26 protein-coding genes are annotated in these 25,094 nt (G+C 60.5%); 11 read left to right on the forward strand and 15 right to left on the reverse strand.

From position 1 onward, the window contains the following. Nucleotides 1-3 precede the first annotated feature (3 nt). Complete coding sequence (locus POI8812_RS07050) at nucleotides 4-384, reverse strand: MerR family transcriptional regulator (RefSeq protein ID WP_108781851.1); 381 nt, start codon at nucleotides 382-384, stop codon at nucleotides 4-6. A gap of 162 nt (nucleotides 385-546) precedes the next feature. Here POI8812_RS07050 and POI8812_RS07055 point away from each other — a divergent pair, with 162 nt between their 5' ends. The 4 genes from POI8812_RS07055 to rarD all read left to right on the forward strand — a co-directional run bounded on the left by POI8812_RS07055 (nucleotide 547) and on the right by rarD (nucleotide 3,459). Then, nucleotides 547-1,005: a PaaI family thioesterase gene (locus tag POI8812_RS07055; RefSeq protein WP_245895302.1), complete on the forward strand. Its 459-nt coding sequence runs from the start codon at nucleotides 547-549 to the stop codon at nucleotides 1,003-1,005. After that, on the forward strand, nucleotides 1,002-1,508 hold the full coding sequence (locus POI8812_RS07060; RefSeq protein ID WP_108781852.1) for a PaaI family thioesterase: 507 nt from the start codon (nucleotides 1,002-1,004) through the stop codon (nucleotides 1,506-1,508). The genes POI8812_RS07055 and POI8812_RS07060 overlap by 4 nt, the downstream gene beginning before the upstream one ends. 122 nt (nucleotides 1,509-1,630) lie before the next feature. Beyond that, nucleotides 1,631-2,512: a DMT family transporter gene (locus POI8812_RS07065; protein WP_108781853.1), complete on the forward strand. Its 882-nt coding sequence runs from the start codon at nucleotides 1,631-1,633 to the stop codon at nucleotides 2,510-2,512. Nucleotides 2,513-2,583: 71 nt separating this feature from the next. Beyond that, on the forward strand, nucleotides 2,584-3,459 hold the full coding sequence (gene rarD / locus POI8812_RS07070) for an EamA family transporter RarD (RefSeq protein ID WP_108781854.1): 876 nt from the start codon (nucleotides 2,584-2,586) through the stop codon (nucleotides 3,457-3,459). On the opposite strand, the gene POI8812_RS07075 is transcribed toward rarD, so the two are convergent. Further along, entirely contained in the window at nucleotides 3,423-3,980 is a 558-nt protein-coding gene (locus POI8812_RS07075; RefSeq protein WP_108781855.1) for an LOG family protein, read from the reverse strand. The two genes, rarD and POI8812_RS07075, sit on opposite strands and share 37 nt — an antisense overlap. Nucleotides 3,981-4,095: 115 nt before the next feature. Here POI8812_RS07075 and POI8812_RS07080 point away from each other — a divergent pair, with 115 nt between their 5' ends. From POI8812_RS07080 to POI8812_RS07095, 4 genes are all read left to right on the forward strand, one after another. Next, nucleotides 4,096-5,550, forward strand: a complete 1,455-nt coding sequence (locus POI8812_RS07080) for a LysM peptidoglycan-binding domain-containing protein (RefSeq protein ID WP_108781856.1) — start codon at nucleotides 4,096-4,098, stop codon at nucleotides 5,548-5,550. Between the two features lie 3 nt (nucleotides 5,551-5,553). Then, nucleotides 5,554-6,132 carry a sigma-70 family RNA polymerase sigma factor gene (locus POI8812_RS07085; RefSeq protein WP_108781857.1) on the forward strand — a complete coding sequence of 193 codons (579 nt, stop codon included), beginning with the start codon at nucleotides 5,554-5,556 and terminating at the stop codon, nucleotides 6,130-6,132. After that, entirely contained in the window at nucleotides 6,125-6,856 is a 732-nt protein-coding gene (locus POI8812_RS07090; RefSeq protein ID WP_108781858.1) for an anti-sigma factor, read from the forward strand. The genes POI8812_RS07085 and POI8812_RS07090 overlap by 8 nt, the downstream gene beginning before the upstream one ends. Nucleotides 6,857-7,195: 339 nt before the next feature. Beyond that, nucleotides 7,196-9,022 carry an ABCB family ABC transporter ATP-binding protein/permease gene (locus POI8812_RS07095; protein ID WP_108781859.1) on the forward strand — a complete coding sequence of 609 codons (1,827 nt, stop codon included), beginning with the start codon at nucleotides 7,196-7,198 and terminating at the stop codon, nucleotides 9,020-9,022. 141 nt (nucleotides 9,023-9,163) lie between these two features. On the opposite strand, the gene POI8812_RS07100 is transcribed toward POI8812_RS07095, so the two are convergent. The 9 genes from POI8812_RS07100 to POI8812_RS07140 form a co-directional block, all read right to left on the reverse strand. After that, complete coding sequence (locus POI8812_RS07100) at nucleotides 9,164-11,251, reverse strand: dipeptide ABC transporter ATP-binding protein (RefSeq protein WP_108781860.1); 2,088 nt, start codon at nucleotides 11,249-11,251, stop codon at nucleotides 9,164-9,166. Nucleotides 11,252-11,270: 19 nt separating this feature from the next. Continuing rightward, nucleotides 11,271-11,555: a putative quinol monooxygenase gene (locus tag POI8812_RS07105; RefSeq protein WP_211310401.1), complete on the reverse strand. Its 285-nt coding sequence runs from the start codon at nucleotides 11,553-11,555 to the stop codon at nucleotides 11,271-11,273. Continuing rightward, nucleotides 11,555-12,703 (reverse strand): ABC transporter permease, encoded by a 1,149-nt coding sequence (locus tag POI8812_RS07110; protein ID WP_108781862.1) that lies wholly within the window; start codon nucleotides 12,701-12,703, stop codon nucleotides 11,555-11,557. Before POI8812_RS07110 ends, POI8812_RS07105 begins: the two co-directional genes overlap by 1 nt. Before the next feature lie 18 nt (nucleotides 12,704-12,721). Further along, the gene (locus POI8812_RS07115) at nucleotides 12,722-13,693 is read right to left on the reverse strand and encodes an ABC transporter permease (protein WP_108781863.1); all 972 of its coding nucleotides are present in this window, start codon (nucleotides 13,691-13,693) and stop codon (nucleotides 12,722-12,724) included. A 78-nt stretch (nucleotides 13,694-13,771) separates the two neighbouring features. After that, nucleotides 13,772-15,415, reverse strand: a complete 1,644-nt coding sequence (locus tag POI8812_RS07120) for an ABC transporter substrate-binding protein (RefSeq protein ID WP_108781864.1) — start codon at nucleotides 15,413-15,415, stop codon at nucleotides 13,772-13,774. Between the two features lie 385 nt (nucleotides 15,416-15,800). Continuing rightward, on the reverse strand, nucleotides 15,801-16,961 hold the full coding sequence (locus POI8812_RS07125) for a cytochrome P450 (protein WP_108781865.1): 1,161 nt from the start codon (nucleotides 16,959-16,961) through the stop codon (nucleotides 15,801-15,803). Continuing rightward, the gene (locus POI8812_RS07130) at nucleotides 16,958-18,103 is read right to left on the reverse strand and encodes a trans-sulfuration enzyme family protein (protein ID WP_108781866.1); all 1,146 of its coding nucleotides are present in this window, start codon (nucleotides 18,101-18,103) and stop codon (nucleotides 16,958-16,960) included. Before POI8812_RS07130 ends, POI8812_RS07125 begins: the two co-directional genes overlap by 4 nt. Nucleotides 18,104-18,188: 85 nt before the next feature. Then, nucleotides 18,189-19,193: an alanine racemase gene (gene alr / locus POI8812_RS07135; RefSeq protein ID WP_108782506.1), complete on the reverse strand. Its 1,005-nt coding sequence runs from the start codon at nucleotides 19,191-19,193 to the stop codon at nucleotides 18,189-18,191. A gap of 162 nt (nucleotides 19,194-19,355) precedes the next feature. Beyond that, nucleotides 19,356-20,852, reverse strand: a complete 1,497-nt coding sequence (locus tag POI8812_RS07140; RefSeq protein WP_108781867.1) for a replicative DNA helicase — start codon at nucleotides 20,850-20,852, stop codon at nucleotides 19,356-19,358. A 296-nt stretch (nucleotides 20,853-21,148) separates the two neighbouring features. Here POI8812_RS07140 and POI8812_RS07145 point away from each other — a divergent pair, with 296 nt between their 5' ends. After that, the gene (locus POI8812_RS07145; RefSeq protein WP_108781868.1) at nucleotides 21,149-21,889 is read left to right on the forward strand and encodes a class I SAM-dependent methyltransferase; all 741 of its coding nucleotides are present in this window, start codon (nucleotides 21,149-21,151) and stop codon (nucleotides 21,887-21,889) included. Between the two features lie 166 nt (nucleotides 21,890-22,055). On the opposite strand, the gene POI8812_RS07150 is transcribed toward POI8812_RS07145, so the two are convergent. Further along, the gene (locus tag POI8812_RS07150; protein WP_108781869.1) at nucleotides 22,056-22,526 is read right to left on the reverse strand and encodes a GNAT family N-acetyltransferase; all 471 of its coding nucleotides are present in this window, start codon (nucleotides 22,524-22,526) and stop codon (nucleotides 22,056-22,058) included. Nucleotides 22,527-22,674: 148 nt separating this feature from the next. Between POI8812_RS07150 and POI8812_RS07155 the strand changes: the two genes are divergently transcribed. Both POI8812_RS07155 and POI8812_RS07160 read left to right on the forward strand, forming a co-directional pair. After that, on the forward strand, nucleotides 22,675-23,091 hold the full coding sequence (locus tag POI8812_RS07155) for a VOC family protein (protein ID WP_108781870.1): 417 nt from the start codon (nucleotides 22,675-22,677) through the stop codon (nucleotides 23,089-23,091). A 54-nt stretch (nucleotides 23,092-23,145) separates the two neighbouring features. Beyond that, the gene (locus tag POI8812_RS07160; protein ID WP_108781871.1) at nucleotides 23,146-23,559 is read left to right on the forward strand and encodes a hypothetical protein; all 414 of its coding nucleotides are present in this window, start codon (nucleotides 23,146-23,148) and stop codon (nucleotides 23,557-23,559) included. 93 nt (nucleotides 23,560-23,652) lie between these two features. Here the strand turns inward: POI8812_RS07160 and rplI are convergent, their stop codons facing one another. The 3 genes from rplI to rpsF are packed head-to-tail and all read right to left on the reverse strand — an operon-like array spanning nucleotide 23,653 to nucleotide 24,924. Then, complete coding sequence (gene rplI, locus POI8812_RS07165; protein ID WP_108781872.1) at nucleotides 23,653-24,285, reverse strand: 50S ribosomal protein L9; 633 nt, start codon at nucleotides 24,283-24,285, stop codon at nucleotides 23,653-23,655. A 10-nt stretch (nucleotides 24,286-24,295) separates the two neighbouring features. Next, nucleotides 24,296-24,523, reverse strand: coding sequence for a 30S ribosomal protein S18 (gene rpsR, locus POI8812_RS07170; protein ID WP_108781873.1), 228 nt, complete (start codon nucleotides 24,521-24,523; stop codon nucleotides 24,296-24,298). Nucleotides 24,524-24,543: 20 nt separating this feature from the next. Continuing rightward, nucleotides 24,544-24,924, reverse strand: coding sequence for a 30S ribosomal protein S6 (gene rpsF / locus POI8812_RS07175; protein ID WP_108781874.1), 381 nt, complete (start codon nucleotides 24,922-24,924; stop codon nucleotides 24,544-24,546). Between the last annotated feature and the right edge of the window lie 170 nt (nucleotides 24,925-25,094).

The raw sequence follows: 25,094 nt of genomic DNA on the forward strand, positions 1-25,094 counted from the left end.
CGCTCAGCTGTTCCCGCCGAGGGCCTGTTCCGCCACCTCTCGCAGGCGCTTGAGCTCGGCAATCGCCTCGTCCAATTCGGCCTTGCGCGCTTCAAGCTCATCAATCTGGTTGGTCGACAGCTCGATCCATTTGGAGAACTGCGTCGTCTGGTTATCCTCAACATCATAGAGTTCGAGCCACTGACGGATTTCCTCAAGACTGAAACCAAAGCGCCGTCCGCGTAGGATCAGTGTCAGACGCGCCCGTTCCTTCTGCCCGTAAAGCCGCTTGCGCCCATCGCGTTCGGGGGACAGCAATTCGATATACTCGTAATAGCGAAGGGTGCGAGGTGTGACATCATAGGCTTCACACATTTCCTGAAGCGTCTGCTTCTCTTCGCTCATCGAAATTCCCCTACGTCACTTTTTTGGTTTTCGTTCCTTTATCATTGCATTGTCGAACAGAAAATCAAGGGCATGCCCTTGCCGTTGGGTCATGTCTGCGGCGCTATACAAGACGGCGACCAATGACATATGTGTGCAAGAGTTCTGATGGAGAGGTCCGGCATGGTTGAGATGGATGAAACCGCCCGGTTGGAGCTTGCGCGCCGGATGGCAGCCGCAATTCCACATTCCGTTGCCCTGGGCATGCATGTAGAGGCGATCGGACATGGTTCCGCGGTCATTTCAGTGCCTTACGATGAAAAGCTGGTAGGCGATCCGACCACGGGTGTCGTGCATGGCGGCGTGATCACGGCACTGCTTGACGGTACGGCGGGGACAGCGGTGATGACCCATCCCAAAGCCCCCGGTGGCACGGCGACGATTGACCTGCGTATTGACTACATGCGCGCGGCCAGGCCCGGCCAGACCATTACGGCCCACGCCGAATGCTACCGCCTGACCCGCAATGTGGCTTTTGTGCGCGCCTATGCCCATGACGGCGACCCGGAGGATCCGGTTGCGCAGGCCAACGGCGCCTTCACGGTTGAGCCACGCGGCACGAAGATCGGAGAGACGGCATGAACAAGCGCCCCCGTCCCGAACCCGTTCAGGTCGTCAAGCAGCGGCGTGATGCAGCGCTCGCCAGGCTGACGACGAGCGTGCCCTATATGCAGTTCATGGGCATGCGCTTTGAACGGCGTGGAAACGAGCTGACCGGCATTCTCGACTTTTCCCAGCACCTGATCGGCAATCCAATGCTGCCGGCCCTCCACGGCGGGGCCATCGGAGCCTTTCTTGAATCGACGGCCCAGATGACCCTGATGTGGAATTCGGTCTGGGATCTGATGGAAAATGGCGGCGAGGCTGCTCAGAAGATCGAGGCAGGCGACTTCCCAGCTTGGCCCAAGACCATCGACATCACCGTGGATTATCTGCGCTCTGGCCTGCCGCGCGATGCCTATGCGCGGGCAGAGATCACGCGGGCCGGGCGGCGCTATGCTTCGCTGCGGGTGATGACCTGGCAGGATGATGTGGAAAAACCCTTTGCAGAGGCGCTGGTGCATTTCCTGATGCCGCAGGGCTAGGGGAGATGGCCGCGGCCTCCGGCGGGGATATTTTCAGGAAGTGAAAGCGATACCGTTCGACGCGGATCGAACCATGTGGGTCAGACCCGTGGCATACCGACCCACGAAGGGAGATCGCGAAAATGGATCAGGCAGAGCAGACGCCACCCGACTGGTTGGCGATTGGCGCGGTCGGGGCCCTCGTCGTCACATGGGGGTCGGCGTTTGCGCTGACCGACGTTGCCTTGACGGGCTTTGGACCGCTCGCCGTGGTGTCCGCCCGCGCCGGGCTTGCGGCCTTTGTTCTATGTCTGGCCGCACTGCTGACGGAGCAGGGTCTGCCGCGCACGGTTGAGCATTGGGTTTGGTGTGGCGTGATCGGGATCACGTCGCTGGCCTTGCCCTTCACATTGCTCACGTGGGCGCAGCTGACCGTTGACAGCACGCTGGCGGCGATCCTGATCTCGGGCGGGCCGCTCTTTGTGCTGATCTTCGCCCGGCTTATTCTGGGCACCCCGTTGACGCTGCGCCGGGTACTGGGCTTTGTCGTCGGCCTTGCCGGTCTCGTCGTCCTGATCGGGCCGGGGGCGCTGAGCGGGTTGGGGGGCGATGTGCTGGCGCAATTGGCCTGTCTGGGCACGGCGGCCTGTTATGCGTTTTCATCTGTCCTCGTCAAACGGATGCCGCCTGTTGCTCCAATCCCAGCCACAGCTGCCAGTCAATTGACTGCGGCGCTGATCATCCTGCCTTTTGGCGGTACGGCTTTTGCGACCGAGTTTGCCGTGGGCCCGGCCTTGCTGGCCCTTGTGGTGCTGGGGTGCATCCAGACCGGGGCCGCGCAATTGCTACGCTTTTGGACCGTGAGGCGGGCAGGTCCGGTGTTCATGGCATCCGTCAGTTACCTGATCCCGGTTTGGGCAGGCTTTGTCGGGGTGGCCTTTCTGGGGGAGACCATCACGCCATCCCTCGTCATCGGTTTTGCATTGATCATTTCTGGATTGCTGGTCGCGCGTCCGGGGCGCTGATTGCGCCGATACAAGTTCTGGCTTCCCCGTCGCTCCGCCCGCGCGTAGGGCTGCTGTGGAAGGAGAGTGCCATGAGCGACGCGATCAAGGGTGTTCTGGCGATGGTCGCGACCTGCGTGACCTGGGGCCTTTCGGGCATCTACTATGCCGAACTCAATCACATTCCCCCGCTTGAGGTGCTGGCCCATCGCACGATCTGGTCCTGTGCTTTCTTTGTCATCGTCATCCTTGCGACCGGTCGCGTCGACAAGGTGCGGGAGGCCGTAGCTTCCCCCCGCACGATGGCCCTACTTTTCATCACGGCATTGCTGATCTCGGCCAACTGGTTTGGATTCATTTTCGCGATTCAGAACGGGCAGGCGATGGAGGCGTCGCTGGGCTATTACATCTTCCCGCTGGTTGCGGTCGCCATCGGCTTTGTCGTGTTGGGCGAGCGGTTCGGGCGTGCGCAGGCCATTGCGATCGTCATTGCGGCCCTTGCCGTTTTGATCCTGACCGTTGGTCTTGGGGTGCCGCCGTGGATCGCACTTGTCCTCTCAGGCACGTTTGGCTTTTACGGGTTGATCAAGAAGCAGCTCGCCGTAGGCCCTGTCACTTCGACCTTTTTGGAGGTCTCCCTGATCTTGCCGCTGGCGCTGATCTATCTGGGCGGGGGCGTGTTTGCCTACGATCTGCGGGACATGCTGCTGCTGATGGCGTCAGGTGTGCTGACGGGCGGCCCGTTGATCGGCTTTGCCTACGCGGCGCGGCGGCTGAACTACGCCACGCTGGGTCTTGTGCAATATGTAAACCCGACGCTGCAATTCTCCGTCGCGGTCTTTGTGTTCGGGGAGGCGTTTACCCGCTGGCATGGTATCGCCTTCCCGATGATCTGGGGTGCGCTTGCGCTCTACTCTTACGCCGTCTGGCGTCAGGACAGGGCCGCGCGCAAGACCTCCATGGCCTGATCGGCGGAGGTCGTCACGGTCAGAAGGTCGCGGAAAGACGGTTCGCAAAAGCCGCGCGCAACCATGTGATCAATCAGCGCGACCAACCCGTCCCAGTAGCCATCCGAATTGAGCAGCACGATGGGCTTGTCATGCACGCCAAGCTGGCGCCAGGTCAGCACTTCGAACAATTCGTCAAGCGTCCCAGGCCCACCCGGCAATACGAGGATCGCATCTGAATTGGCAAACATGACCGTCTTTCGGGTGTGCATATTGTCGGTGACGATGAACGTGTCACTGTCCTGCTTGCCAACCTCTCGATCCACAAGGTGAGAGGGGATCACCCCAAACAGCGGCGCACCGCCCGCCTGTGCTGCATCCGCGACCGCACCCATCATGCCGACATCGCCCGCACCGAAGACAACGCGCCAGTTTTCCGCCGCGATGGCCGCGCCAATCGCCTTTGCATCCTCGATATAGGCGGGGTTGTCGCCATCGCGGGAGCCGCAGAACACGCAAATGCTGGTTGGGATGACAGTCATGTGACCTCTAAGCCTCAATTTAAGTTCTGCCGACACGCGCGGGTCGGCGAATAATTGCCTATCGTTAACCGATAGGCGAACACTAGTGTGAAAGTGAGATGGGGACGAGGGCGTCATGTCAAATACCGGTTGGGGCATTGCAGGGGTCGGCGCGATTGCGGCCGCCATTCTCGCCTATTTCACACTCGCACCCGGCGACGCGCCGGTGGTTGAGGAGCCTGAGCTGGCGCAACAGGGTGAGACTGCGGAGAGCTCGGAACCCACGATTGGTGAGATTGCGCTGTCAGAGGCGGACGCAACAGACCCCGATGCAGTGACCGAAGAGGTAGCACCCGAAGAATCGGACGATAGTTCAGAGCCTGTCGAAGCCGTCGCCGAGGACGCGGCGCAGACGGATGATGACGCGCCCGAGCTTGAGGTGGCTGAGGCGCCGGCAGAGGACGATACCTCCGGGGATGAGGCCGCTGAGGCTGATGCTGAGGCCGGCGAAGAGGTTGCGGAGGCCGCCGCGGAGGATGAGGCTGCCGAAGCCGCCGCCAATGAAAGTGGTGATTTGGCTGACGCAGAGACATCTTCTGACGAAGATGTGTCGAACGCAGGTGCGACGGCTGAAGCTGAGATCATTGCGCCGGAAGCGGACGCGGATGACAGTGCCGAACTGGTCGAGGACGCAACAGCCATTGTGGAAGCCGAGAACGAGACTGTCACCGACGCTGAAGCCGAATCCGTTGCTGCCGAGCCAGAGCAAACAAATGACAACGCCCCCACCTTCGATCTGGTCCGGGTCGAGCGCGACGGCTCAGCGGTCATTGCAGGCCGGGCCGAGCCACAGTCCGAAGTTGAGATCATCGCAGACGGTGAGGTGATTGGAACGGTCGTCGCGGGCAGCTCGGGTGAGTTCGTGGCGCTGCTGGATACGCCTGCTACAACCGGGCCACAGTCTCTCACCCTCGAAAGTGTGACCGAATTCGGTGAGACGGCAGAATCGAATGAGGCCGTGATCGTGATCGTCCCAGACGCGGCCGAGGAAGCGACCCGCGCGGAACCCCCGACCGTGATCCTGTCGACACCGCGCGCGGTAGAGGTCATCCAACCCACTGTCGCGCCCGTCGACAACATCGTTCTGGACACGATCACCTATTCCGCCGAGGGCGAGGTCGTCCTTACTGGTCGGGGGGAGCCGGGATCGGCAGCCTTCATCTATGCCGATGATCGTCCCATCGTTCAGGCGGATATCCGTCAGGACGGCAACTGGACGGCAGTGGTCAACGAATTGGAGGCGGGCATCTATACATTGCGGGTTGACGAGGTCGCAGAGGATGGCGATGTCACCTCCCGCGTCGAAAGCCCCTTCCAGCGTGAAGAGCCCGAACTGGTCGAAGAAACCTTTGCCGAGGTTGAGGACGAGGCACTGCAAATTACCGTCCAGCCGGGGAACAACCTTTGGACCATTGCGCGGGAACGCTATGGTGAAGGCCCGCTCTTCACCTTGATTTTCGAGGCCAACGAAGATCAGATCCGCGATCCCGATCTGATCTATCCCGGTCAAATCTTCGACTTGCCGGAGTGATCCGTGGCTGCATCTGATGAGATTGTAGAGATTGAGGCGCTGATCGCGCGATGTGGTCTGAAGGACAAAGCGGCCTTTGGAACCCTCTATGATCGCACCAGCGCGAAACTTTTTGGCACCTGCTTGCGTGTTTTGAAAAACAGCACGGAGGCCGAAGAGGCATTGCAGGACATTTATATCAAGATCTGGCGCAACGCCTCGAAGTTCCGGCCGGGCACCTACAGCCCGATCACATGGCTTGTGGCGGTTGCGCGCAACCACTGCATTGATTTGCTTCGCGCAAAGAAGGGCGGGCGGTCGGTCGAGATTGACGAGGCGATCATGCTGCCCGATCCGACACCGGGGCCAGAGCGGCAGATGCTTGCATCGGACGCGCGTCAGCGGATCGAGGGATGCTTGCGCACCTTGCCGGAAGATCGCTCACAGGCGGTGCGCGCGGCCTATCTCGACGGGTACAGCTATGCGGAACTCGCCGCTCATTTCGATGTCCCGCTGAACACGATGCGCACCTGGCTGCGCCGCGCGCTTTTGAAACTGCGCGATTGTCTGGGCGACGGATATACGGCGGCCGACTATGAGTGAGCAAAATCCCTTTGAGCGTGATGAGCAATCCGCCGATGCCGCAGCCCTTGCCATGGGGTTGCTGGAAGGGGCGGAGCGGGCCGAGGCGCGGGCGCAACTTGAAACCGATCCGGCCTTTGCCGCTGAAGTTGCGGCGTGGCAGCGCCGTCTGAGCGGCATGGATGAGGATTTCGTCGCAGTTGCCCCTCCGAAAAGGCTCAAACGCAAGATCGAGGCCCGTCTGTTCCGTCGACGTCGCAACGGGCTGGCGGCACTCTGGCAATCTGCGGGCCTTTGGCGGGGTGTCGCGGTTCTCGGCACGGCCGCAGCCGTTGCCCTGGCCTTGCGCCCGGGGCTGATCCCATTGCCCCCGGAATTGCAGCCCGCCCCGGTGACAGAGGCGCGCCTGATCACCGCGCTCTATGCACCCGATGACGGGCTCAACGTCATCGCGACACTCGACCCGACCCAGGCCGTCTTGCGCGTGACACGGTTGGAGGGCGCGGCGCGTCCCGGTCGCGAGCTGGAGCTGTGGTTTGCACCTGATCCCGACACGGCCCCGACATCGCTGGGTCTGATCACCGAGCAGACGGTTCTGGCGCTGCCGCTGGATCCAGCGCTTGCCGGTACGGTTGGCGCTGCCGGCTATTTCGCGATTTCTGACGAACCATTAGGCGGATCGCCGACCGGCGCACCGACCGGAGACGTCCTGGCCGTTGGGCAAATCGAAGAAATCGATATCTAAGTGCTGACGCCCTGCGCCAATTTGTCCTTACTTTTCAGTTGCTAGGCGTAAATTGAGCTGAATTGCGAAATTTATTTCGAAAAATCAGTGCGTTTATCTGTCCTTCCAGGGAACCATTCGGCGCCCCGGAAGTTTCAGATACAGACTGGATGCGCCTCTGTCGCGTCATACAGCCTGGGGTGGTCACGTAGCGTTTTGACTGCTCCGCCCCGTCATCGTCCTATGTTCATCCCAGGGCGGTGCGGGGCACCACCATAACATGAAATTGTCGTCCTGACTGGTCATTTTCGACCGGACTGCCTAATTGAGTGGCTCTAACGCCTATGCGGAGCCGATTGCATGACGACAGCCACCCCCGATCCGCAAGATGCCGAACGTTCCGTATTGCGCAAAGTGATCCCCTATCTTTGGCCGGAGGGGGACCATGCGGTGAAGACGCGGGTTGTCGTCGCACTCTGTCTGCTTGTGCTGGCGAAGGTCGTGACTCTGATCACGCCGCTCTTCTTCAAGGAGGCGGTCGACGCGCTGGCCCCAACAGAGGGGAGCGCGCAAACGACCTTTTTGATGTTGAGCGGCCCGGTCGCTTTGGTCGTCGGATTTGGTTTTGCGCGGTCTGGGCAGGTGCTCTTTGCCCAGCTCAGGGACGTCGTGTTCACCCGCGTGGGTCAACAGGCGCTGCGCCGCCTCGCCTTGCAAACCTTTGAACATATCCATGCGCTGTCCATGCGCTACCACATGAGCCGGAAGACCGGCGGCCTGTCGCGCATCATCGAGCGGGGCGTGAAGGGTGTCGACTTCCTGTTGCGCTTCGTTCTGTTTTCAATTGGACCGCTGATTGTGGAACTGACGTTGATGGCAGGAATTTTCTGGTACCTCTTCGGTTTCTGGTACGCGGTCATCGTAGTCGCGACGATCGCGCTCTATACCATATTCACCTTCAAAGTGACCGAATGGCGCGTTGCGATCCGCCGCCGGATGAATGAAGCGGATACGGATGCGAACCAGAAGAGCATCGACAGCCTGCTGAACTTCGAAACCGTCAAATATTTCGGTGCGGAACGCCGTGAGGCGGCGCGCTATGACCGTTCCATGGCCAATTATGAGCAGGAAGCGGTCAAAACGAATTACAGCCTGGCGGCGCTGAATTTTGGCCAATCCATCATCATTACGACAGGTCTGGTGATCGTCTTGGTCATGGCAGCCCGCGACGTGCAGGCAGGCAATTTGAGCGTCGGCGACTTCACCATCGTGAACATGTACATGATGCAGATCACCATGCCGCTCAACTTCCTCGGCACTGTTTATCGTGAAATTCGTCAGGCGCTGGTCGATATGGGGGAAATGTTCGGCCTTCTCGAGCAACCGGCCGAGGTGACGGATAAGCCCGACGCAGGGCCGCTGAATGTTGCGGGCGGCGCTATTTCGCTAGACGATGTGCGGTTCGGCTACGATGCCGAGCGGCCGATCCTGAAGGGTGTAAGCCTCGACATCGCCGCAGGTCAGACCGTGGCTCTGGTCGGACATTCGGGTTCGGGAAAATCCACCATCGGGCGGCTTTTGTTCCGCTTTTATGATGTCACCGGTGGCGCGATTCAGATTGATGGTCAGGACCTGCGCGACGTGACGCAGGAAAGCCTGCGCCAGCATATTGGTGTGGTTCCGCAGGACACCGTGCTGTTCAACGACACCATCGGCTACAACATCGCCTATGGTCGTCCAGAGGCGACAACGGCCGAGGTGATCGAGGCGGCGCGCGCGGCCCAGATCCACGATTTCATCGAAAGCCTGCCGGACGGGTACGAGACCAAGGTGGGTGAGCGTGGGCTGAAGCTTTCTGGTGGTGAAAAGCAACGCGTGGGCATCGCCCGTACCATCCTGAAAAACCCGCCCATCCTGTTGCTGGACGAGGCCACCTCTGCCCTTGATACCGAGACGGAGCAGGGCATTCAGGATAGCCTGCAGCAGATGGGCGAAGGTCGCACCGTCATCACTATCGCCCACCGCCTGTCTACCGTCGTGCACGCGGACCGTATTGTCGTTCTCGACCATGGCGAGGTGGCCGAGAGTGGCACCCACGAAGAACTGCTCGCCGCCCATGGCCGCTACGCCCGAATGTGGGCGCAACAGGCCGCTGAGGACGAAGAGGAAAGCCCTGTCACCGCGTGAGGCGGACGTTGGATGCCTCCGGCGGGGATATTTGGACCAAGAAGAAGCGAAGGGCCGCCCCTCAGCACGGGCCGGCCCTTTCTTCTTGGTTCAAATATCCGCCCCGCAGGGCCTGCCCCGGCATTGAGCCGGGGGCCGGTTTCACTCTGCCGCGTGGATCTGGATCACGGGCTCCATCTTGTCGAGCATCTCTTGGGCAAGGTGACATTTGATCTGATTGCCCGAGGGCAGATCGCGCATCGGTGGCACCTCGGTCTCACACAGGTTGCCTGACACTTTCGCCTTATGCTGGCAGCGCGTCTGGAAGGGGCAGCCCGGAGGCGGGTTCATCGCAGAGGGAATATCGCCGTCGAGGACCACCCGCTTTTTCTCCACCCGCGTATCCGCGATGGGCACAGCAGAGAGCAGCGCCTCGGTATAGGGGTGATAGGGCGGGGCAAAGACCTGTTCAGTGGTGCCCATCTCCACCACATGGCCCAGATACATCACCATCACCCTGTCCGCGAGATAGCGCACGATGGAAAGGTCGTGGGAGATGAACAGCATCGTCGTGCGGCTCTCGTTCTGGATGTCTGTCAGCAATTGCGTCACCGCGGCCTGCACTGACACGTCGAGGGCTGAGACGGGTTCGTCAGCCACAACGACTTTCGGCGTTCCGGCAAAGGCGCGCGCGATCCCGATCCGCTGCTTCTGCCCGCCCGAGAGCTGGCGCGGCATCCGCTTGGCAAAGGCGCGCGGCAGCTTCACGAGATCGAGCAGTTCGAGCATCTTCTGCTCCCGCTCTTCAACCGTCTTGCCGATGCCGAATTTTTCAAGCACCCGGATGATCTGGCTGCCGATCTGGTGAGACGGATTGAGCGTGTCAAACGGGTTCTGGAACACCATTTGCACATCAGAAATCGTCTTCACGTCGCGGGCTTCGATGTCAGTTCCGCCGATCTCCTTGTTGCCCAATGTGACGTCGCCATTTGTCGCGGTTTCCAGACCGAGCAGCACTTTGGCGAGCGTGGACTTGCCGCAGCCGGACTCACCCACGATGGCCAACGTCTCACCCTCGCGGGCTTCGAAACTGACGGTTTCATTGGCTTTCACGACGCGGGTTTCCCCACCGCCGAACAGGCCATTGGCTGCGACCTCATAGTATTTCTTCAGGTTATCGACTTTCAGCACCACATCGCCTGCGGTCTTGCCGGAGCCTTCTTCTGCCCGGGGCGGCTTGGCGGCCCAATCGATCTCCTGCCATTTCAGACAGCGCGTGCCGTGGCGGTCGTCGCCGGGCACCTCATCCATCTTGATATCGGTCGCGTTGCAGCGTCCCTCCTCGAAATAGTTGCAGCGCGGGCCGAAATTACAGCCCGGCGGGCGCTCATGGGGCAGGGGGAAGTTGCCCGGGATCGCAATCAGCGGGGAGGCATATTTGTCCGCCCCCGGCAGCGGGATCGAACGGAACAGGCCCTGCGTATAAGGATGCCGCATCTTGTCAAATACATCCTTGATTGAGCCGGTCTCCACCGCCTCGCCCGAATACATCACGCACAGCCGGTCGCAGGTGTCGAGCACGAGGCCGAGATTGTGGGAGATGAAGAGCATAGACGTGCCAAACTTCTCCCCCAGATCCTTAACCAGATCGACGATCCCCGCCTCGACCGTCACGTCGAGCGCCGTGGTAGGCTCATCAAGGATCAGTAGTGAGGGTTTCGACATCAGCGCCATGGCGATCACGATGCGCTGCTGCTGACCGCCCGAGAGCTGGTGCGGATAGGATTTCAGCATCCGCTCAGGGTCGGGCAGGCGCACGGCCTCCACCACTTCGAGTGCTTGCTGATAGGCGTCCTTCTCGCTCATCCCCTCGTGGATCATGGGGACTTCCATCAGCTGCTTTCCGATCTTCATCGCCGGGTTCAGCGACGCCATCGGCTCCTGATAGATCATCGCAATTTCGGAGCCGCGAATATCGCGCAGCTCTTCATCCGACATCTCGTTAAGGTCGCGCCCCTTGAACTTGATCGAGCCGCCGACGATGGAGCCGTTCTTGCCAAGGTCCTGCATGACGCCGAGCGCGACGGTGGACTTGCCGCAGCCGCTCTCGCCCACAAGGCCCATCGCCTCACCGGGCTGCACGGTGCACGAGAAGTCCATCACCGCCGGGATTTCCCCCGCACGGGTGAAGAAGGAAATGGAGAGGTTCTCAATCTCAAGAACCGGGCCGTCATAATCCCATTTGGTCATCTCAAGTTTCCCTCTCGTCTCAATCCAGTGTCGTCTGACCAAGCTCATGCTGCCGGACACGCGCGGCAGTGATGAGGGAGGTCAGGCTATTCTCGGGTCCGTCCGCACGAAACGCATCAAGCGCATCCATTGAGGACCATTGTTCCAGTATGGTCACCCGATCCGCTTCGATCGGATCGGGTGCCACGCTGAAGATTTGGCAATCGGGGTGAGCGCGCGCTGCACGAACCGCGTCGAGCGATCCTTCAATGAACGCGTCACGCTGCCCCGGCTTCACGTCAATCTCACCAGCGACAATGATCATCAGTCCTTCAAACTCTGTTCGCGCAGGCTGTCGGCCAGCAGGTTCAGACCGAGCACGAGGCTCATCAGCGCCAGCGCGGGCGGTAGGGCGACATGCTCCACCGAGCGCCAGATCTTGCGACCTTCAGAGATCGACAGACCCCAATCCGGGCTTTCGGGGCTGACGCCCAGGCCGAAGAAGCCCAGCGTGCCCAAAAGGATCGTGGTGTAGCCAATGCGCAGGCACAGATCGACGATCAGCGGGCCGCGCGCGTTGGGCAGAATTTCCCAGAGCATGATGTACCAGGGCCGCTCTCCGCGTGTCTGGGCGGCGGCCACATAGTCGCGCGTTTTAATGTCCATGGTCAGGCCCCGCACGATGCGGAACACGGTGGGGGAGTTCACGAAGACCACCGACACGAAGATGTTCAGCGTGTTCGGATCCATCGCAAGAATGCCCAGCGGATCGCTGTTGAAGGCGAGACCCATATACATCCACCCGCCCACAACCGCGACGGCCAGAAGCTGCATCCACAGCACATCGGGCCGCGTCTTGTAGCGCGAATAGAAGAACAGGAAGAAGAAGGCGATGGGGAAGAAAAACAGGATCGCGGCCATCGTCGTCGGGATCGGTGTGTCGCGAATGCCCGGCGTGACGAGCAGATAGAACAGCAGGATCACAGGGAAGGCCAACACCAGATTGGCCAGGAACGTCAGTACCGTATCAATGATCTTGCCATAGAACCCTGCCGGAAGGCCCAGCGTGATGCCAACCATAAACGCAAACAATGTCGCGGCAGGCGCAATCGCCAGAACGGTCTGGGAGCCTTTGAGCAGGCGGGAGAAGACATCCCGTCCCAGGTTGTCGCCGCCGAACAGCATCACCTGACCTTCCGGGGTGAAGGCGCCAGGCACCGCGCGCTTCATGCTGGCGAATTGCTGCTGCGGGTCAAAGGGCAGCACATAGTCGGCCAGCAGCGCAGTTATGACCCAGAAGAAGACGAGCGCGAGGCCCACCATACCGACCCAGCTGTCATAGAGCTGTCCATAAAGCCCCAGCCGCTTGCGCAGCACAAAGCTCGTGCCCATCAGGGCGGCCAGCACCAGCCAGACCAGCCAGAGTTCTACAAAGGCCTGTGCGAAAATCGCGCCAAATCCGAGAGGTTCCATGATCCTAGGTCCTCTTTCTTATTTCACGCGGATGCGCGGGTTGAGGTAGACATAGCCGATATCCGAAATCAGCTGTGTGATCAGCACGACCGCCACCGACACGACGGAGCAGGTGAGCAGAAGCTCGATGTCGTTGTTCTCAGCCGCCTGCACCAGCGCATCGCCAAAGCCCTTATAGCCGAACATCCGCTCCACGATGACGACGCCGGTCAGCAGCCACGGGAACTGCAGCATGATGACAGTGAACGGCGCGATCAGGGCGTTGCGCAGCGCGTGCTTGATGACGATCTGGCGAAAGCTCACGCCCTTCAGGCGGGCGGTGCGAATGTACTGCGCCGTCATCACTTCGGCCATCGAAGCGCGGGTCATGCGTGCGATATATCCCATGCCATATGCAGCCATGGTGATCACGGGCAGGGTGAAATTGTAGAAGGTGATGTTCAGCCCGTTCCGCCCGGTGGCCGATGCAGCCGAGCCGTTGAGGTGGAAATCCCCGAACCACTCTTTGAACAGGCTCGCAAAGATCACGGTGAAAATGATCCCGGACACATATTCCGGTGTGGCGGTAGAGCCGATGGCGACCAGCGACAGCGACCGGTCCGTCTTCGATCCTTCGCGCATGCCAGCCAGCACGCCCAGCAGCAACGCGGATGGGATCATCACGATCATCACCCAGAACATCAGCGCGCCGGTCGCGGCGAGGCGCCCAGCAATAAAGGGGCCAACTTCCGTATCGAACCGGGTGGACATGCCCCAGTCGCCGGTCAGCACGCCACCCAGCCAACTGAAATATCTGTAGAAGAAGGGATCCGTATATCCGCGGTTCTCAAGCCAGAGCTGCACTTCCTCGGGCGTCATGCGCATGTTGCCCGCTGACAAGGCCAGCTTGACGAGATTGGGTTCCAGATTGGTGAGATAGAAAACCACGAGGGTCAGGGCGAACATGGTCAGAAGCATCACGCCGAGGCGTTTCAAGATGAAGATGAGCATGTAACGTCCTGTAATCTTATTGGGAAACTGGATCGGCCGCGCCCGGGATCCGGGCGCGGCCTGTCTTGTCGAGACGACTTACGACAGCCAGGTGTCGTTGAGGTACATCTCAAAGGTCGGGTGCATGCCGTAGCCGTTCACCTGATCGGTGTGGTGCATGAACAGCGAGCGCCAGTAGGGCTGGATGATCACGCCCGAGCTTTGCAGGTTCATTTCGATCTGCTCCATGAGCACACGACGCTGATCGGCATCGGCAATGGTCATCGCCTCGGTCAACAGCGTGTCGAACTCTTCGTTGGCATAGGCACTCTCGTTCCATGCCTCGCCAGAACGATAGGCGAGCGCGAGCACCTGCACGCCAAGCGGACGCTGGTTCCAGTTCGTGGTGGAGAAGGGATACTTCGTCCAGTCGTTCCAGAAGGTGGAGCCGGGGATAACCGTCCGCTTCACGTTCATGCCCGCGTCGCGCATCTGCGCTGCAATCGCGTCGGTGGTGATGGTGCGCCAGTCACCGTCAATCGAGGTCAGTTCAAACTCGGTCTCTGCTTCACCAACAGATTCCAGCAGGGCCATGGCTGCTTCGGGATCACGGGTGATCGCGGGCAGTTCGGCATATTCCGGGTGCATCGGGCCGACATGGTGGTTTTCCGCCGGAAGACCGCGACCGGACTGGCCGAGTTCCAGAACGACAGAGTTGTCCACGGCCAGCTGGATCGCGTTGCGCACTTCCTGCTTGTCGTAAGGCGCATTCTCGATGTTCATCCGCGCAACGATGGTGTTGGCCGTCGCCACCTCGGATTTCGTCAGGCCGAGATCGTCGAGAATGTCGACGAATTCCGGCTGCGTTTCGTAGTTGATGTGGATTTCTTCCGCCTCAAAGGCCGAGATTTCCGCCGACTTGTCGGTGCCGTAATCGTACATCTCGATCCCGTCGAGATAGACTTCGTCACCCCAGTATTCGCTGGCGTCGCGCTTCTCGAAGAAGGCGCTCTCACCCACGGCAAAGTCGGTCAGCAGGAACGGACCGGTGCCGATTGGGTTATCCGTCAGGTTCTCGGACCCGTCGAACGAGCGGTGAACGACCAGTGCCGGATAGTCGGCCATGCCCGGAATGATCGTGATGTCTGCGCGGGGCAGGGTCAGCTTGACGGTGTAGTCGTCGACGATCTCCAGAACGCCGTCGGCGATGTTACCGGTCTCGGAATCGACGAGCGTGCCCATGCGCGAGGCCATGGAGTTGCCCTCGACACCGCTTTCGCACCAGCGGGTGATGTTGTGGGCAACATCTTCTGCCGTGAAGTCGTCGCCATTGTTCCACTTCACGCCCTGACGGACGTTCAGGACGTACTCGGTCGCGTCATCATTGGCTTCCCAGCTTTCCAGCAGCATTGGCTCGAAGGTGAAGTCACGGGTGTAGCGAACCAGCGTTTCGCAGAACTGGCGGGCGACGTTGCCCTTCTGGGACCAGTCAAAGACGCGCGGATCGTCGACGGGCATAATGTCCATGGACACCTGGATTGTGCCGCCCATCTCGCCAGAGCGGTGCCCGTCCGCGAATGCTGGCTTTGCGCCCAGCATGTGATAGGCGCCTGCGGTCGTCATACCCAGTGCGGTCGCCATGGCGAGGAACTCACGCCGCTTCAGCTTGCCTGCGCGGACTTCTTCAGCCAGCTCCGGCAGGCGCGGGTGGATCGCACCGTCGTTCAAAGTGTGTTTGGTCATTCAACCTCTCCCAATTTTGTCACAAGACTTCAGCCCGGCTTCCCCCGGCAAAGACCAGTGACATTCATGTCGTGACGCTTTGCGTCTTGATACCAATTCCCTTGCGGGCCCCGTCCGGCCTGCTGTTCTCGCAGGTCCGCTCGCCATTGAAGGAAGGCGCCCTGCCAAGGTCAACAGCAGAGCGGAAAAGTTTTTGTCAATTTGCGACGGGGACTATTCAATTTCCGACAATTCGAACCGGTATGACTGATCGGTCAGGATTATTGCTGCGCAACATCAGCCCTTTGCGCAACGCAATGTCGCAAATCGGGCGAAAATTGGTGTGCAACCGCTTACACGGTTGGGTTGTGAGATCGGTTGTTCTGCGCAACTGTTGATATTGGCCTCAGGTCGCGCAGATCAGCTTTTCAAGTCCATGGAAGTGATAGCGGTCGGCATAAACAGGCGGCTCGATGATCCGCAGGTCAGGGCAACGCGCGATCAGAATCGGCAGCGCTGTCGCAACCTCCAGCTTGGCCAGCGGCGCCCCGACGCAAAAGTGCAAGCCTGCGCCAAGGCTCAGCTGCGGGCCGGGCGTCCGCGTGGGATCGAAACGGGCGGCATCAGCAAATACGGCCTCATCCCGATTGGCCGAGGCCAGCATCAGGCCCACAACCTCACCTTTCGCGAAATGATGTCCGCCAACCTCGACATCTTCCATCGCAAAGCGCGTGAACATGTGGAGCGGTGGATCAAAGCGCAGAATTTCTTCTGTCAACAGATCGGGATCGTGGGGATGCCACATATCGTTCGATATCAGTGTTTTAACGCCATTTCCTAATGCGTGCACCGTCGCCTCATGCCCGGCATTGAGCAGAAGGATGCAGGTTGCGATCAACTCGTCCTCGTTCAACCGATCTTCGTCGGCTGCAATCAGGGCCGAGATCAGATCTTCGCGTGGATCAGCCCGGCGTTCGGCGATATAGCTTTGCAGATAGGCGGTAAAATCCAGCGTTGCAGCCACTGCCGCATCCTCGACCACGCGGTCGCGGCGGACTTGATACATGGCCACCATCGCATGCGACCAGCGCAACAATTGCGGCGCCATATCTTCTGGCACGCCGAGCAGGCGACAGATCACGATGACGGGCAGGGTCTCACAAAAGGAAGACAGCAAGTCGCCCTCTGGCGGCATCTCGTCAATCAACCGGTGGGCCAAGGCCTCAATCTCTGGCGTCATCGCGGACACACGGCGAGAGGTGAAATCGCGCATGACCAAACGGCGCAGGCGGGTATGTTCGGGCGGTTCCCGCTCCAGCATCGAAAGCCTGTCCACCGCATAGAACGGCTCAAGATGTGGCGGCGTCGGCTTGGGAAACGGATTCTCCCGCCCGAACCGCCGGTCCCGCAGGATTGCATTCACCTCCGCGTGCCCGGCGGCACAGGCATGGCCATACTCCTCCCAATGAAAGAGGGGCCCCGCGGCGCGGGCGATCTCGTAGAACGGATAAGGGTCCTGAACGAACGGGTGCTCAAGCGGGGATTGGGAAAGACGCGGAAGGCTCATGGCATCGCCTGCGCGATGGCCTGTTCCAGATCCGCAATCAGATCGCGCACATCCTCAATGCCGACGGACAGGCGCAACAAGGCCGGCGATACGGCAGAGCCGGGCGGCTCCACCGCGATCCGGTGTTCGATCAGGCTCTCCACCCCGCCCAGCGATGTGGCCGGGACAAAGACGCGGGTAGAGGTTGCAATGGTCCTGGCGGAGGCTTCGCTGCGCGCGATCAAGGACAGCATGCCGCCGAACCCGCCCTCCATCTGGCGCGCGGCCACATCATGGCCGGGATGGTTGGGTAGGCCGGGATACAGCACAGCCTCGATCCCGTCATGATCGCTGAAATGCGTGGCGATCTCCATGGCGTTCCGGCAGGCGCGGTCCCAGCGTAAATGCAACGTGCGTAGCCCACGGATCAGCAGATAGGCTTCAAACGCGCCCATCACCGTGCCTTGCAACGTCCGCACCAGCCGCATCTCATCCCACAGTGCGCCGGTGTCGCGCGTGCTCAGCACGCCGCCTGTCAGATCGGAGTGACCGTTTAGGTATTTCGTGGCGGACTGAAAGACGATATCGGCCCCCAAATCCAGCGCCCGCGTTGTCATCACCGGGCAGCAGGTCGCATCAAAGATCAGCTTCGCGCCTGTGGATGCTGCAATCTTGGCGGCAGCCGCAATATCGGTGATGTCCCAATTCGGATTGGTCGGGCTTTCGATCCAGATGAACTTCGTCTCTGGGCGGACTGCCGCCGCCAGCGCGTCGGACTTGCTGGCATCAAAGTAACTCACGGTTATGCCACGCAATTCCGCCATGCGGTTCAACCAGGTGATGGTCCCATGATAGGCGACTTTCGGACAAACGACATGATCGCCGCTGCGCAAGGTTTCAAACACAGCGACAACGGCAGACATGCCAGAGGCAAAGAGCATCGCCGCCTCAGCCCCGTCCAGATCGGCCAGGACTGCCTCTGCGTGCTGCGTGGTCGGCCCGCCATCGCGGCCATAGACCGCCCGGCCCATCGGGGCATAATCCGCATCCCGCGCGAAGGTCGAGGCAGGCTCGATCCCCGGCACGACCGCGCCATGGGCGGGATTGATGAAGTGCAGCGCTTGCGCCAGCCGCGTGGCCTTATGCTGTCGATCATTGCTCATGCCGCGCTCTCCCCATGGTCTGGCTCTCCTTATGAGCCTCAGGGAACGGGGCGACAAGCGTCTGATTTGTCCAATCGGTCAGAAATCAGGTGGTGTAGCTCCGCGCATAGCGACCGCCCAGGCTGGTGAGCACCTCATATCCTATCGTGCCAGCAGCGTCGGCCAGTGCATCGACCCCCTGATGCGGCCCCAATATATCCAGCCATTCGGGCGCGCCCGCCTCGGTCACATCGACCGTCAGCAGGTCCATCGAAACACGTCCGGCCAGCGGGCAGGGCGTGTCACCGGCCCAAAGCGTGGCTCCGCCACTCATCGCCCGGATCAGACCGTCTGCATAGCCGGCCGACAGCGTGGCGATGCGACGGGGCCGGTCCGCGACGTAGGACGCGCCGTAGCCGACCGCCTCACCTGCCGCAACCTCACGGATCTGGATAACCGGCAGAGACAGTGTCACAACCGGCTGCGCTGCCGCGAAAGGAAGCCCGCCGTAAAGACCGATGCCCGGCCGCGTCATCTCGAAATGATAGTCGGCACCCAGCAAAGTGCCGCCCGTCGCGGCCAATGAGCGGCGGCCGGTTCCCGCAATCTCCTGAAAACAGCTGAGCTGAGCGGCATTCTGCGGATGATCCGGCTCATCCGCGCAGGCCAGGTGGGACATGGTCAGCACGGGCGAGCCCAGATCGGGCAGGTGCCCCAGATCGGCGGGCTCCAGCCCAAGCCGGTTCATCCCGGTGTCCAGTTGCAGCGCGTAGCGTCCGGTCGGCGCCACTGCAAAACGTTGCGCCTGCTCGATCGAATTGAGGCAGGGCACCAGCTCAAAGTCGCGAAAGGCCGCTTCATCGCCCGCCATCAACCCGCCAAAAACAAAGATCTCCGCGCCAGGTCCGAGTACGTTGCGCAGCGCCACACCTTCCTCGGTCTGCGCCACGAAGAAGGTGCGCGCACCCGCCTTTGCCAGCGCCTTGGCGACGGGCGCGAGCCCAAGCCCGTACGCATCCGCCTTCACAACGGCTGCCGTCTCCTCGGTCCGTGCAAGAGCCCGCCAATTCGCGACAATGGCCGCCAGATCAATTGTGAGCTTGGCCTGCATGCGCGCCTCCACCATCTTAGAATGAAGTCAGCATACCCGGCCACCATGCGCTGCCAATCACCCAAGCGACGATGCGGCGTCGCAAAGGCGCGCCCATCATCAGCACCGGTTTCGCATCCGCGACGGGGCTGCGGATGCTATTCGGCTGAAGGGGCTTCGAAGTCAGTAATCCTGCGCCCCGGCCTGCCAGCTTTGCACAAGGTCCGAAAAGCGGGTGAAGCGCCCTTCAAAGGCCATCTGCACCGACCCGATCGGGCCATGACGCTGCTTGCCGATGATGACCTCTGCCTTGCCCGTGACCTGTTCCATCAGGTCCTGCCACTTGGCCGTGGCTTCCAGATCGGTCTCAGACGGTTGCTCGCGCTCGCGATAATATTCCTCACGATACACGAACATCACGGCGTCCGCGTCCTGCTCAATCGAGCCGGATTCACGCAGGTCCGACAGCTGGGGGCGCTTGTCGTCCCGGTTTTCCACCTGACGGCTCAACTGCGACAGCGCGATAACCGGGATCTCGAGTTCCTTGGCAATCGCCTTGAGGCCTTGCGTGATTTCAGAGACCTCGTTCACCCGGTTTTCCGACGCTTTCGAGCCGGTGCCCTTGAGCAGTTGCAGATAGTCCACGAAGAGCACGTCCAACCCGTGCTGCCGCTTCAGGCGGCGCGCGCGGGCGGCCACGGTCGAGATCGGCAGGGCAGGCGTGTCGTCGATATAGAGCGGAATTTTCTCCAGCGTTTTGGAGGCTTCGATGAAGCGGCGAAACTCATCCGGATCGAGGGAGCCGTCGCGGATCTTGTGGCTGTCCACTTCCGCCTGCTCAGCCAGAATACGCGCGGCCAGCTGATCGGCGCTCATCTCCAGGCTGAAAAAGCCCACGACACCACCATCGACCGTGCCTTCCGTGCCGTCCGTGCGCATCCCCTTCTTCCAGGCCTTCGCAATGTTGAAGGCGATATTGGTCGAAAGCGCCGTTTTCCCCATCGACGGACGCCCTGCAAGGATCAGAAGGTCCGATTTGTGCAGGCCTCCCAATTTATCGTCGAGGTCACGCAACCCGGTCGAGATCCCCGCCAGCTTGCCCTCGCGCTGATATGCGGAATTGGCGACGTTGACGGCGGTTGTCAGCGCGCGCAGGAAGGATTGGAACCCGCCTTCGGTGCGGCCCTGTTCGGCCAGTTGATAGAGTTTCTCTTCCGCGCGAACGATCTGGTCCTTTGGCTCGCTCTCGACCGTGACGGCACGGGCGTTGCCAGCAACCTCCTCGCCGATTTCGATGAGCGAGCGGCGGATCGCCAGATCATAGATCATCTGGGCATAGTCTTTGGCCGCATAGGTGCTGATCGCCGCCCCGGCCAGACGGGCCAGATAGGCCGGACCTCCCAGTTCCTTGAGCCCTTCATCCTCGGCCAGGAACGCCTTGAGCGTGACAGGCGAGGCCAGCGCGTTCTTCTGGATCCGCGCAGAAGCCGTATCCCAGATTCGCTTGTGCACAGGGTCGTGGAAATGCTCGGTCGAGACGATCGAAGCGACGCGGTCATAGATCTCGTTGTTCACGAGCAGGGCGCCCAAAAGGGCCTGTTCCGCCTCGATATTATGGGGAAGCGGCTGGTGCTCCGCCTCCGCCTGCTGCGCCGTGTCCGCCTGATACGCGCCGTCCATACCCAAAACCCCACTCTGCCCACTGATCGCCCTTTATAACCCGATTACCCGCAATCCCCATGATGTGAACACTGGGGATAAGTCCGGAATCGTTGAGGACGTTTGCGCAAAGACTACCCCGAAACCCGCCGCGGACACCATGCTATTGCGGCGGGCGAGTGCGGTAGGCTCAGCCCTTGCGACCGTGAAGCAAGCAGGCGCCCCGCATTTCACCGCAACGCCGCCACGGGCGGCTTTCAGGTGTTGCGTATAGGGTGTAGGACGACTGGGCAGCATTAAAGCGGTCTGGTTTGTGAATGAGTGATCCAAAAGACGACATTTATGATCCCGCCTTTGTCGCGAACCTCTTTGATCGGTGTTCCCGCAGTTACAGGCGGTGGAGCGCGATCAGCTCATTTGGTTTCATTGCACTCTGGAGACGTCAGTGCGTCGGTCGACTTGCGACACCACAAAACACTCAACCTGTTGTCGTTGATTTGATGGCAGGAACAGGTGAGGTCTGGCCGTATCTTCTGCGTCGCTTCCCAGACTTGGAAACGATCACGGCTTTGGACATTTCTCATCGCATGCATGTTGATGCTGTTGCTCGCTTGCACGGTGCCTATGCTGAACGGATCACCCATGTTGAAGCAGATGCCCTTAAAACGGATCTTGAAGCGAATTACGCCGATCTTCTGGTGTCCACATTTGGTCTGAAAACGTTCAACGCTGAGCAACAGGCGCTTCTGGCACGGCAGATTGCTCGGATAGTGAAGCCGGGCGGCAGTTTTGCACTGATTGAAGCGTCAGACCCCAAGGGCTGGATGCTCCGCCCAGTCTACCGGTTCTATCTCGATAGAGTGCTGCCCTTGGTGGAACGGTATCTGCTTCGAGGTGCCAATGACTTCAGTATGATTGGGACCTACACACGCAACTTCGGCGACTGCGATCAAATGGCAATCGCTCTGCGCGAAGCCGGTCTCTCAGTCGAGGTTAAGAAGCACTTTTTCGGTTGTGCCACCAGCGTAGCAGGAACCAAGCCTACGGAGCATGGGTAGCAGACGTAGGGGGGCGTTTGAGGTCCGCCCCGTACTGACTTGAAGCACGCGTCCCGGTCGCGTTCCGCTCGATGCTTGGCATGAGTGCCTCTTTGCGCGCGCGCCGCCAAGTCAGGAGTTCGGACACGTATCGCCCATGCCGCAGCACGACTTCCGGCTCGGAACTTCAAGCGGTCTCCAGCCGATATTTCAGGAATCTCACGCCGTCATAGTCATGCGTGCCAAGCAGCACGGCGCCCAGGCGTTTGAGCGCGCTCAGGTTCGTGCGTGACGGGGGCAGCAGGAATGTGACGAACGGGATCCGATCATCTCTTCGCGCAAAGTCTATTGCCTTTCGCGAAATCTGCGCGCCCAGCCCGAACCGTTCAGGTTTTAGCACCAGCCCGTAATCCCATTCTTCACCCTCTTTTTGAAAACCGCCCCACCCGACATATTCACCGTCGGCAAGGAAGGCCCAGTGACCCAGGCCGTCCCGCTCCCAGCAGCGCTCCTTGCTCACGATGAAGCGTTCGGCTGCGATCGGATCCCACTCGAAGGTGAGCAGGGGCATATGTTCGGCCACGCGCGCATCAGACATATGGGCCGCAATTTCCGCAGGATCGATCTCGCGCAGCCGTGCGAAGGTGATTTCTGGCATGGGGCGACCTTTGCGCTCTTTTGTTTTGGTCCAACGGATATATGGGCAAGTTCCATGATGTACAGGGCGATCAAGCGGTGCTCTCAACCGGCTTCGCCATCTTGCGGATTGGGCGTAACTGCGCTTCTTTGAACGCGGGAGGACTGCCATGATTGCCTATGTTACCGTTGGCGCCGATGATATTGCGCAGGCAGAGAGGTTCTATTCCGCGCTGCTCTCGCCGCTCGGCTATGAACTTGAACACTATCAGGGCGATTTGAGCTATATCCCGCCGAAAGGAGCGGGACAGGGTGTTGCGCTACCAGACCTCTACGTCAAACGGCCCTTCAACGGACAGCCAGCTTCAGCGGGGAATGGAACGATGATCGCCTTCGAGGCGCGGGATCAGTCGCAAGTGCGTGCCGTGCACGCAGCCGCCCTCGCAGCTGGGGGAGCGGATGAAGGCGCACCCGGTTTCCGGCCCGATTACGGCGCAGATTTCTTCGTCTGCTATCTGCGCGATCCACAGGGCAACAAGCTCGCGCTGTTCTCCAGCAACCCTGACGAGCCGGGGCGTGATGGATAGGATCCGACCTCTTTTTGACAGCGGCCGTCCCATGCGACGCCATAGGAGCTGATCATGCTTCACGGTCTCGGCTTCTTCGCAGTGATTGTCATGGGCGGTTGGATCGGCGGGGCAATCTTGGTTCTGAGCCTTGCGTTCGCCGGAGCCACCCGACTGCGCGCCCGACGTCATCTGGGCAAATATGGCGATGCCACGTTGCTGATCATTGCCGTGCAGGCAATCTGGGCGCTGATTGCGCTTCTATCTAGCGAAACCTATGCCATTAGTGGCTTGGCGTGCCTAAGCGGGGCCTTGGGCCTGATGGTGCTGCCCGTTGCGTCGGTTCTGGATATCTTGACCCTGATCGTCGTCGGACGCCGCAGGGCGTTGAACGGTCGGTTACTCGTGTACCTGGTCGCCTCCACTGCCATCTTTGGTGTCGTCGCGGGATTGACGGTCATCAGGTCAGCATTGCTCTGCACGGTATAACCCAACGCGGCTCTGTGAGCGGGCAGAACAAAATAAAACCCCGCCCGGATGTGCCGGGCGGGGTTAAAATTCAAAGGCTTAAGAGCGGCAGGATCAGACCTGCGGCTGCTCCTCTTCGTCGCCATTGCTGTCTTCGATCGGGGCATCATCCTCATCGTCGAAGTCGTTGGCGGCACCGCCCACATCGTCGAACAATTCGGCGATGTCGAACTCTGCTTCAGCATCTTCCTCGGCACGGATGTCCGCGATGGACTTGCCCTGCGCCTGGATTTCAGCTTCCTCAGCGGAGCGTGCGACGTTGACGGTGATGGTTGCGGACACTTCAGGGTGCAGCACCACTTCCATCTCGTGCAGGCCGAGTTCCTTGATCGGCTGATCCAGAACGATCTGACGGCGCTCGACAGAGAAGCCGTTCTCGGTCGCTGCATCTGCCGCGTCACGGGTGGTGACGGAGCCGTAGAGCGAACCTGCGTCGGAGGCGGAGCGGATGACGATGAAGGTCTGGCCGTCGAGCTTCTCTGCGAGGCTTTCGGCTTCTTTCTTCGTTTCCAGGTTCCGCGCTTCCAGCTGGGCTTTCTGGGCTTCGAACTTCGCTTTGTTGGCGTCGTTCGCGCGCAGAGCCTTGCCTTGCGGGATCAGGAAGTTGCGGGCGTAGCCGGGCTTGACGTCCACGATCTCGCCCATCTGGCCGAGCTTCGCAACGCGCTCAAGAAGGATTACATCCATGTCAGATCCCTCACTTCACGGCGTAGGGCAGCAGGGCGAGGAAACGCGCGCGCTTGATGGCTTTCGCCAGTTCACGCTGTTTCTTGGCCGACACTGCGGTGATACGGGACGGAACGATCTTGCCGCGCTCAGAGATATAGCGCTGCAGCAGTTTCACGTCCTTATAGTCGATGGTCGGTGCGCCCTCACCAGAGAAGGGGCAGGACTTACGACGGCGGAAAAATGGTTTACGAGCCATGTGTCTTAACTCCTCTCAGATCAATCGCGGCGCGGGCGGTCGCCACGGTCACGGCGCGGGCCGCGCTCGTCACGGGCGTTTTTCGCCTGGATCACAGCAGAGGGGCCTTCCTCATGCTTGTCGACGCGCACGGTCAGGACGCGCATCACGTCCTCATGCAGACCCATCAGACGCTCCATCTCCTGCACAGCGGCGGAAGGGGCATCAGAGCGCATGTAGGCGTAGTGGCCCTTGCGGTTCTTGTTGATCTTGTACGCCATCGTCTTGAGACCCCAGTATTCGGTCTCGGAGACGGAGCCGCCATTGTCGGACAGCACGGCAGAGAAATGCTCGATCAGACCCTCGGCCTGTGCGGTCGAGATATCCTGCCGGGCGATGAAAGTGTGCTCATAGAGAGCCATGGCATTCACCTATGGTCGGGCGCGCTTCAAAATGTGCCAAAGATCCGGCGCAGGCACATACGAGGGGCGTCGCGATTCGATTGGAATTGCGCCGGAATGAGGCCTTATACATCTGTGGTATGGGGGAGCAAGCCGATATGGTCAGTTCGTTTGCTACATTCAGTGTGCCC

It is taken from the genome of Pontivivens insulae (assembly GCF_900302495.1).
Taxonomy (GTDB): Bacteria; Pseudomonadota; Alphaproteobacteria; order Rhodobacterales; family Rhodobacteraceae; genus Pontivivens; species Pontivivens insulae.